Raw genomic sequence first — 7,229 nt, forward strand, 5'->3', positions numbered from 1 at the left:
TGCCACCTCTCCCGCCGCACATGCCACGTCTTCCACACATCGCCTGCCGCCTCCGCCTCATTTGGGCTTGTGGTTTGCTTGGCATGACCGGTGGCATCCCGGCGCAGGATACCAACACCGTCACCACCAAACGTTCGGAGTTTCTAAAGCTCGTCCTCGGTGATTCACAGATCCTTAGCGATCAGTACGAGCGTGCGCTCGCCAAGTTGGAATCCGAACTGGCCGCTGGTGCTGATTATGAGGAGGCCAGGCTCGTGCAGCAAAGGCGTGATGAACTGAAGGCCATCTATGGGCAGATCAGCGCCAGCAATCCCTCCAATATCCCACTGCTGCCATCACGCGCACGTCTCAGTGGCAGTGCCGAGGCAAGAGGCGAGGTGCTCACCGGCTGGCGTGGGTCCAGCAGCATGGCCGAGTGGAGTGCGATCAGGTTGACCCCAGGCAGTTATTACCTGGAATTGGAGGCAAGCATCAACGGATTACCCACCTCTGCTGGCGGCGCTCTTCCTGAGCGTTTCATGCCGCAGGACAAGGCATCCTTCGTCTTTTATGAAGTCTCCCTGCTGCCTGGCGCTCAGGAAAATCGCCGCAATTTCGAGATCGCACGCACGACAACTGACGACACTTTCACCCCGCTGCGCATCGGACCACTGAACTTTACCCGCAACAGCATCACCCTGCGCATCGTGCCTACGGCGAGTTATCCGGGAAATGTCATCTCCATGCGCAATGTGCGCCTCACGCCAGCCACTGAGGGCATTCTGAAAACCGCCGCCACATTGCCGGAGGGGGACCTCCTCGCTGTCGCCCGAGATCAGCTTCATCGTGAACTGGCTCTGGCGCAAAAGCCTGTCATCGCGGCCCACACCGAAGCGCTTGCAGTCCTCGCAGCGAACCCGGAATTGCGGGATGAAGTGATGGTCGAGACAGAACGCCTCACCGCGCTCCAAAAAACATCTCCGAACAATTCGGGAGATGTTCTCAAACGCCTGCTCCGACAACTCGGTGGCGTGGCAGGTTTTGTCGATCTTGAGGGAGCGACGTTGGTGACAAACGACCACACTAGCAGCGGGGATCACTTTATCGTCGAACATGAAGGCAAGCAGATTCCCGTCCGCCTTCTCTGGGTCCGCTGCGCACCGATGGATTCAAAGAGCGAGGAGACCCGGAACTTCGCCAGGCATTTCCGCATCGAGCAGGAAGATGCCGCTCCATTTGCACGTGTTGCGCGCGAATTCACTCTCGGGTATCTCGCGGGCAAGCCCTTGCGTCTATTGCTCCGTCCAAATAAAGACAAAGACGGACATCAGCCGGCGCTCATCTTTCTTCCTGAAGTGGGCCTGTATCAAAATATCCTCGTCGATCAGGGATTCGCCTTTGTCGAAGTGCCGCAGAAATCACTCAGAGCCGGCATGATGGAGAGAGGTTTGCTCGACAGTCTGCAACAAGGTGAAGCAGTGGCCAAACGCCTGCAAAATGGAGCCTGGGCTCTCAGCGGAGACAACAAACCATGAGCAGATATCCCCTTCCCTGCCTCTTTGTTCTGGCACTCATGGCTGTCTCTGAACTGCAGGCACAGACAGCGCCTGAGACATTAACTTTAGTTGTTCAGTCCCCTTCCGTCGAAGCCAGCAGTCCCGACTCGCGCTTGCGGCAATTGGAGGACATCTACCAGCAGCAGCTTCGTGCGCGTCACATTCCTCTGCTCGGCAATTATCTCACTGAACTCCAGCAAAGCGCACGTCTGAACGACACCCCTGCCCTGCAGGCGGAAATCCAACGAGTGCAGGCGCTTATCAGCAGTGGAGGACTCATCGATCTGGCTGCGGCAGCGCAGGAACTGAATCCAGGCGCCGAAGCTGCCGCTGTGACCGCCAAGATGCCTTCGCCAGGGAAGCCGAGACGCGCCCCGATCACTCTCACGCCCTCCTTTGCCCAGAGTATCCTCCCGCAGCCGGAGGGAAGCGCCAGCCCTGTCGCCGCGAAGGTCGGGCAGATGAGTTGGCGGATCGATCATCTGCCAGCGGGCAGTTATGACTTCGTCCTCCACTTCGCCAGCCTCACTCCAGATGCAGCAGTGCCAGTTCGCATCGAATTTGCGGGCCAGATCATCGAAAAGAACATCACCCCCACCCAGGCCACGAAGGACGCACGGACATACCGCCTTCTGCGCCTGGGGCAGATGAAGCTCGAACAAGACATCAGCGGCTCCCAGCTCACTTTCACTGCTGCCACGGCAGAAGTGCCAGGCTTGCTCGTGCGCAATCTCGTCATCGCCCGCACGAAGGAGTGACATCCATCCCAGGGGCAGCATTTCTATCTTTTGTGCAACAGCCTCCGGTGCTAAAAGGACATCATGTTTTTCCTGCGTATCTGCATTCTGGCCCTGACATGTCTGCTCTCGGGACACGCTGATGGTGGCGACTGGTTTGCCATCCACATCATCGACGAATCCACTGGGCGTGGTGTTCCGCTGGTGACACTGACGACGACAAACCACATCAGCCATACTTCAGACAGCGCAGGCTGGGTCGCCTTTTGCGAACCGGGATTGATGGAGCGCGAAGTTTTTTTCCATGTCAATGCACCGGGTTATGCGGTGGGGAAAGATGGCTTCGGTTATTCCGGCGTACGTCTGACTCCCAAGCCTGGCAGTTCGGCTGAGATCAAGGTCATGCGCCAGAACATCGCCGAGCGCCTCTACCGCATCACGGGTCAGGGCATCTACCGCGACTCCGAGCTGCTCGGCAAAGAAGCACCGCTTCCGCGTGCGAACTTCAACTTCACCACGGGACAGGACAGCGTGCAGGCGCTGCCATGGAAAGGCCGACTCTTCTGGCTTTGGGGAGACACGAACAAACCGAACTACCCACTCGGCAACTTCCACTCCACCTGCGCCTGGTCGGATATGCCTGAGAAGGGCGGACTAGCCCCGGATGATGGCATTCATCTCGAATATCTGACGAGCGATGATTCCCAACTCCGCCGGATGATGCCATCCAAGGAACCCGGCGTCGTCTGGATCTTCGGACTCATGGTGGTGCCTGATTCTGAGGGGAAAGAGCACCTCATCGGCCACTACGGGCGCTTTAAAGATCTGGGCAAGCGCCTGGAGCACGGCATCTGCGAATTCGACGAGACTCAGGGGCACTTCACCTCCATCGTGCTGCTCGGAGATGAATTCGAATGGCAGCATCCCGAAGGCAACGCGGTGCGCATCAGCAATGAAGAGGGAGACTTCTATTACTTCAGCAACAGCTTCGCTGTCACACGCGTGTCGGCCACCTACAATGACGCCACCAATCCGGGCAGCTATGAGGCACTCGCCTGGTCTTCAGAAGAGCAGGACTATCTTTGGCAAAAGAAGCTCCCTCCCGTGACTCAGAAGAGTGAAGCTAAAATGCTGGCAGACAAAAAGATGACGCCCAGTCGCGCTCTGCTCCAGGTGAAAGACGCCGTCACGGGCAAGCCCGTGGAGATTCATCGATCGAGCGTGAACTGGAACTCCCATCGCAAGACTTGGATCATGATTGGGAATCAGCAGCAGGCAGCAGAGTCCAATCTCGGCGAAGTCTGGTATGCGGAAGCTCCCACACCTTCCGGCCCTTGGACGAAGGCCGTCAAAGTGGCGAGTCACCCCCGCTACTCCTTTTACAATCCCCGGCACCACGCCTTCTTCGACGAGAAGGACGGGCGCATCATCTACTTCGAGGGCACCTACTCGGAGACTTTCAGCGGAAATCCCGTGCCCACACCACGCTATGACTACAACCAGCTGATGTATCGCCTGGATCTGGATGATCCGAGACTCGAAGTGCTGAGAAAGACGGCACGTTAAACCGTCATGCAGTCGATCCAGGACACCCAGCTCACACGCCACGAGTGGCATACCCGGAGGGACAGGCATCTCATTCGTGTATCGGCGATGGCCGAGGCATTTGTGCAAAGGCGCAGCCGTGGGGAAAAGCATCCGGTGCATGACTTCCTCTTCACCTATTACAACTTCTCCCCCGCCAAGCTGAAACGCTGGCTGGCACCGCTCGGCACCAGCATGGCGGTCACCGGGGAGGATCTTTTGGAGATGCCCTGGCTTCAGATGCCGCCCATGCGTTGCGAAGGCAATATCACGAGGCTGGATGCTTCGGCGATACCAGAAAACGTGCGGGGCCTGGCTCGGTGGGTGGCCTCGCTTTGCGCCTCCATCACGCAGCGCCCCCCGCGCTTTCGCTGCTACGGACTGCACGAGTGGGCCATGGTCTATCGTCAGCCGAGGGAGCAGGTGCGGCATCAGGGTTATGAGCTGCGACTCGCGCCAGAAACCATGGCTAAGTTCGTGGAAACTCAAACGCTATGCTGTTCCCACTACGATGCTTTTCGTTTCTTCACCCCTGAGGCGAAGCCGCTGAACCTCTTCCAACCAGTCCTCGAAACCCGTCTCGAAATGGAGCAGGGCGCATGTCTGCATGCAAACATGGACCTCTACAAGTGGGCCACGAAACTCTGGCCCTGGGTGGGCGCCGACCTCATTGGCGAATGTTTCAGCCTGGCCTGTGAAGGGCGTGATCTGGACATGCGTGCGAGCCCCTACGATCTCCGCCATCTCGGCTGTGAACCCGTGTGCATCGAGACACCGGAAGGGCGCGAGCAATATGAGCAAGAGCAGCGAGCTCTGGCGATGAAAGCCGCCGCCGTGCGTGAAAAATTGCGCGAGATGGCGGAGCTTATTTCAGCGCCGCCGCCCACACCGCTTCATTGAAGCCAGTGAGGTGGATTTTCCGCTTCACATCAATGGCGAAGGGGCGCTTCACAAGGTTGCCATTTTGCGCGAGCAACGCCAGCGCCTCATCCGTGCTCATGGCTGGAAGTTTGTCTTTGAGACCAAGGGCGCGGTAGTCCTGGCCGGAAGTATTGAAAAGAGGGCGCAATTGACCTCCGTGGGCAGCGAGCATGGCACGCAGTTCAGCGATGCTGGGCGGCGTTTCGCGGATGGGTATTTCTTCAAAGGCAATGTCCTGGGAGCGCAGCCACTTCACGGCGGTCCGACAAGTGGAGCAGGCTTGGTAGGTGTAGAGCTTCATGGCTGATCAGATGCGCACGGGCACGTCGTGGGACTGGAGGTAACGCTTCACGTCTCCGACGGTGTATTCGCCGAAGTGGAAGACGCTTGCCGCGAGCACTGCATCTGCTTTGCCTTGGCTGAGTACATCGGCCATGTGCTGGAGATTGCCTGCGCCACCACTGGCGATGACCGGAATGGTGACAGCCTCACTGACAGCGCGCGTGAGGGCGATGTCGTAGCCTGCCTTGGTGCCATCGGCGTCCATGCTGGTGAGCAGGATCTCCCCTGCCCCACGACGGCAGACTTCTACGGCCCATTCGATGGCATCCAGCTCGGTGGGATTGCGCCCGCCATGGGTATAGACGGTCCAGGAACCACGCGCGTTCCGCTTCGCATCAATGGCGACGACGAGGCACTGGCAGCCGAATGCTTCGGCAGCGGCATCGATGACCTCGGGTGTCTTCACGGCGGCGGTGTTGATGCCGACTTTATCAGCTCCAGCGAGGAGCATCTCGCGCATGTCGGCCACGGTGCGGATGCCGCCACCGACAGTCAGCGGCATGAAGCAGTGCTCGGCGGTGCGGGCGACGACATCGACCATGGTCTTGCGCTGCTCGTGAGCAGCAGTGATGTCGAGAAAGACGAGTTCGTCGGCACCCTGGGCGTTATAGACTTTGGCGCACTCCACGGGGTCACCGGCATCACGCAGTTGCAGAAACTGGGTGCCTTTGACCACACGGCCTTCTTTGACGTCGAGACAGGGAATGATGCGCTTGGTGAGCATGATTCCGCCTTGCCACGGCATCTGGCAGCGGGCAAGAAACCTTTGCGCGCCTTACTCGCCCTGGGGTGTTGCAGGCAGGCCGATGTTTGGCACCCAGCGCACCTCCATCAGCGTGTCAATGTAGGCGGAGGTTTCTGGCCCCTTGAAAATGCCGTTGGCACGCGAGATCCAGTCTTTCGCTCCCGCCTCGTCCTTTTTCTGAAAGGCGAGTGCAGCCTTGCTGAAATAATAAGCCGGCGTGTCGTCCATGAAGGTGAAGTGGACGGTTTGAATTTTTTCAGCAGCGCTGATGTGATCTTGCTTCAACTCGCTGACGAGATGTTTGAAAATCACCAGGTGCCGGATCTGGAGCGGCAATTTTGGAAAGTCCTGCAGGAGTTGTTCAAAAGCCTTGCTCGCAGCACTCCACTCATGCTTCACAAAGAGAAGTTCGGCCTTGTTGAAGTGGGGAGGCAGTTCCTTGGGCGCGAGCTTCATCGCCTTGTCGAACATCTCCTCAGCTTTGGCGAAGTCTCGCAAAGCCGGGCTCATGTAGATGGAGCCGCGTGCGTTGCAGAGAGCCGCATTGTCAGGATACCTGACATCGAGTTCATCGAGTTTGGCGATGGCCTCGACGTAGCGGTTCTTTTGCTGAAGTTCCTGCAACTCCTGCATGTGGATGGCCATCTCCGGTGGCAGTGAGCTGGCCTGTTCCTGTTGGGCAACTACACTCGCGTTGCACAGGAGGCAGAGAAAGAACAAAGGGCGATATTTCATTCGGACGGAGAGAAGTGACGCAAAACTTTGGCTCACTTGAAGAGCTTGGCTGCGGCTTTCATGTGAGCGGCATATTCTTCCATGCGGACTTCCACCCGCTCACGAATGGTGCGCTCGCCGATGCCATCATGCTTCGTAGCGACGAGGGCCTTGAGCAGGTCGATGAGGGAGCGAATGTCACTCATCATGACGAACTCGGGAGCGATTTCCTTGTTGGCGTCGAGATTATGGTAGTTCCCCAATGGGATCGAGACACCGACGGCGCGGTGGCCTGCGGCCTGAACGGCAGTCGCTTCACAGGCTCCAGCATCGAGAAGGCAGCGCTGAACGCGGATGCCCTGTTCCTTGGCGGTCGTCATGAGAACGGCCACACCTTCGCTGTCAAAAACGGAGAGACGGTCGCCGACACGAACGACTGGACCGCCACCCATGACCGCACCATTGACGGGGCGGCTGGTTTCGATGGAAAGGAAGACATCGTTCCTGCCATAGGGCCACTTCTGGGCCATGTGCCAGGCACCGAGGAAACCAACTTCCTCAGCTCGGGTAAAGACAGCGTGGCAGGTGGTGCTGAGATTCAGCGAGGCGAGTTCCCAGAAGGTGGCGATGATGACAGCGCAACCGATGAGG

The 7,229-nt window shown here is 58.4% G+C and carries 8 protein-coding genes; 4 read left to right on the forward strand and 4 right to left on the reverse strand.

Annotated features, from left to right (window positions below; all coding sequences use genetic code 11):
• The first annotated feature begins 20 nt into the window (after positions 1–20).
• From AC6FTP_RS14490 to AC6FTP_RS14505, 4 genes are all read left to right on the forward strand, one after another.
• Complete coding sequence (locus AC6FTP_RS14490; RefSeq protein WP_497207633.1) at positions 21–1,514, forward strand: thermonuclease family protein; 1,494 nt, start codon at positions 21–23, stop codon at positions 1,512–1,514.
• Positions 1,511–2,293, forward strand: coding sequence for a hypothetical protein (locus tag AC6FTP_RS14495; protein ID WP_497207634.1), 783 nt, complete (start codon positions 1,511–1,513; stop codon positions 2,291–2,293). Before AC6FTP_RS14490 ends, AC6FTP_RS14495 begins: the two co-directional genes overlap by 4 nt.
• A 63-nt stretch (positions 2,294–2,356) precedes the next feature.
• Complete coding sequence (locus AC6FTP_RS14500) at positions 2,357–3,838, forward strand: hypothetical protein (protein WP_497207635.1); 1,482 nt, start codon at positions 2,357–2,359, stop codon at positions 3,836–3,838.
• Between the two features lie 6 nt (positions 3,839–3,844).
• A complete protein-coding gene (locus AC6FTP_RS14505) occupies positions 3,845–4,756 on the forward strand; it encodes a hypothetical protein (RefSeq protein ID WP_497207636.1) in 912 nt (303 codons plus the stop codon).
• Here AC6FTP_RS14505 and AC6FTP_RS14510 read toward each other — a convergent pair.
• From AC6FTP_RS14510 to AC6FTP_RS14525, 4 genes are all read right to left on the reverse strand, one after another.
• Positions 4,722–5,078: an arsenate reductase family protein gene (locus AC6FTP_RS14510; protein WP_497207637.1), complete on the reverse strand. Its 357-nt coding sequence runs from the start codon at positions 5,076–5,078 to the stop codon at positions 4,722–4,724. The two genes, AC6FTP_RS14505 and AC6FTP_RS14510, sit on opposite strands and share 35 nt — an antisense overlap.
• Before the next feature lie 6 nt (positions 5,079–5,084).
• Positions 5,085–5,843 carry an imidazole glycerol phosphate synthase subunit HisF gene (gene hisF, locus AC6FTP_RS14515; protein WP_497207638.1) on the reverse strand — a complete coding sequence of 253 codons (759 nt, stop codon included), beginning with the start codon at positions 5,841–5,843 and terminating at the stop codon, positions 5,085–5,087.
• A 51-nt stretch (positions 5,844–5,894) separates the two neighbouring features.
• Complete coding sequence (locus tag AC6FTP_RS14520; RefSeq protein WP_497207639.1) at positions 5,895–6,599, reverse strand: hypothetical protein; 705 nt, start codon at positions 6,597–6,599, stop codon at positions 5,895–5,897.
• A 32-nt stretch (positions 6,600–6,631) separates the two neighbouring features.
• Positions 6,632–7,229, reverse strand: a 598-nt coding sequence (locus tag AC6FTP_RS14525; RefSeq protein ID WP_497207640.1) for a hypothetical protein, incomplete at its 5' end; no start/stop codon positions are given.

It is taken from the genome of Prosthecobacter sp. (assembly GCF_044378005.1).
GTDB lineage: Bacteria > Verrucomicrobiota > Verrucomicrobiia > Verrucomicrobiales > Verrucomicrobiaceae > Prosthecobacter.

Bases quoted from the DNA above. Each gene is read 5' to 3' on its own strand.
- AC6FTP_RS14520 (WP_497207639.1), bottom strand. From the start codon at position 6,599: ATGAAATATCGCCCTTTGTTCTTTCTCTGCCTCCTGTGCAACGCGAGT.
- AC6FTP_RS14490 (WP_497207633.1), top strand. From the start codon at position 21: ATGCCACGTCTTCCACACATCGCCTGCCGCCTCCGCCTCATTTGGGCT.
- AC6FTP_RS14500 (WP_497207635.1), top strand. From the start codon at position 2,357: ATGTTTTTCCTGCGTATCTGCATTCTGGCCCTGACATGTCTGCTCTCG.
- AC6FTP_RS14510 (WP_497207637.1), bottom strand. From the start codon at position 5,078: ATGAAGCTCTACACCTACCAAGCCTGCTCCACTTGTCGGACCGCCGTG.
- hisF (WP_497207638.1), bottom strand. From the start codon at position 5,843: ATGCTCACCAAGCGCATCATTCCCTGTCTCGACGTCAAAGAAGGCCGT.
- AC6FTP_RS14495 (WP_497207634.1), top strand. From the start codon at position 1,511: ATGAGCAGATATCCCCTTCCCTGCCTCTTTGTTCTGGCACTCATGGCT.
- AC6FTP_RS14505 (WP_497207636.1), top strand. From the start codon at position 3,845: ATGCAGTCGATCCAGGACACCCAGCTCACACGCCACGAGTGGCATACC.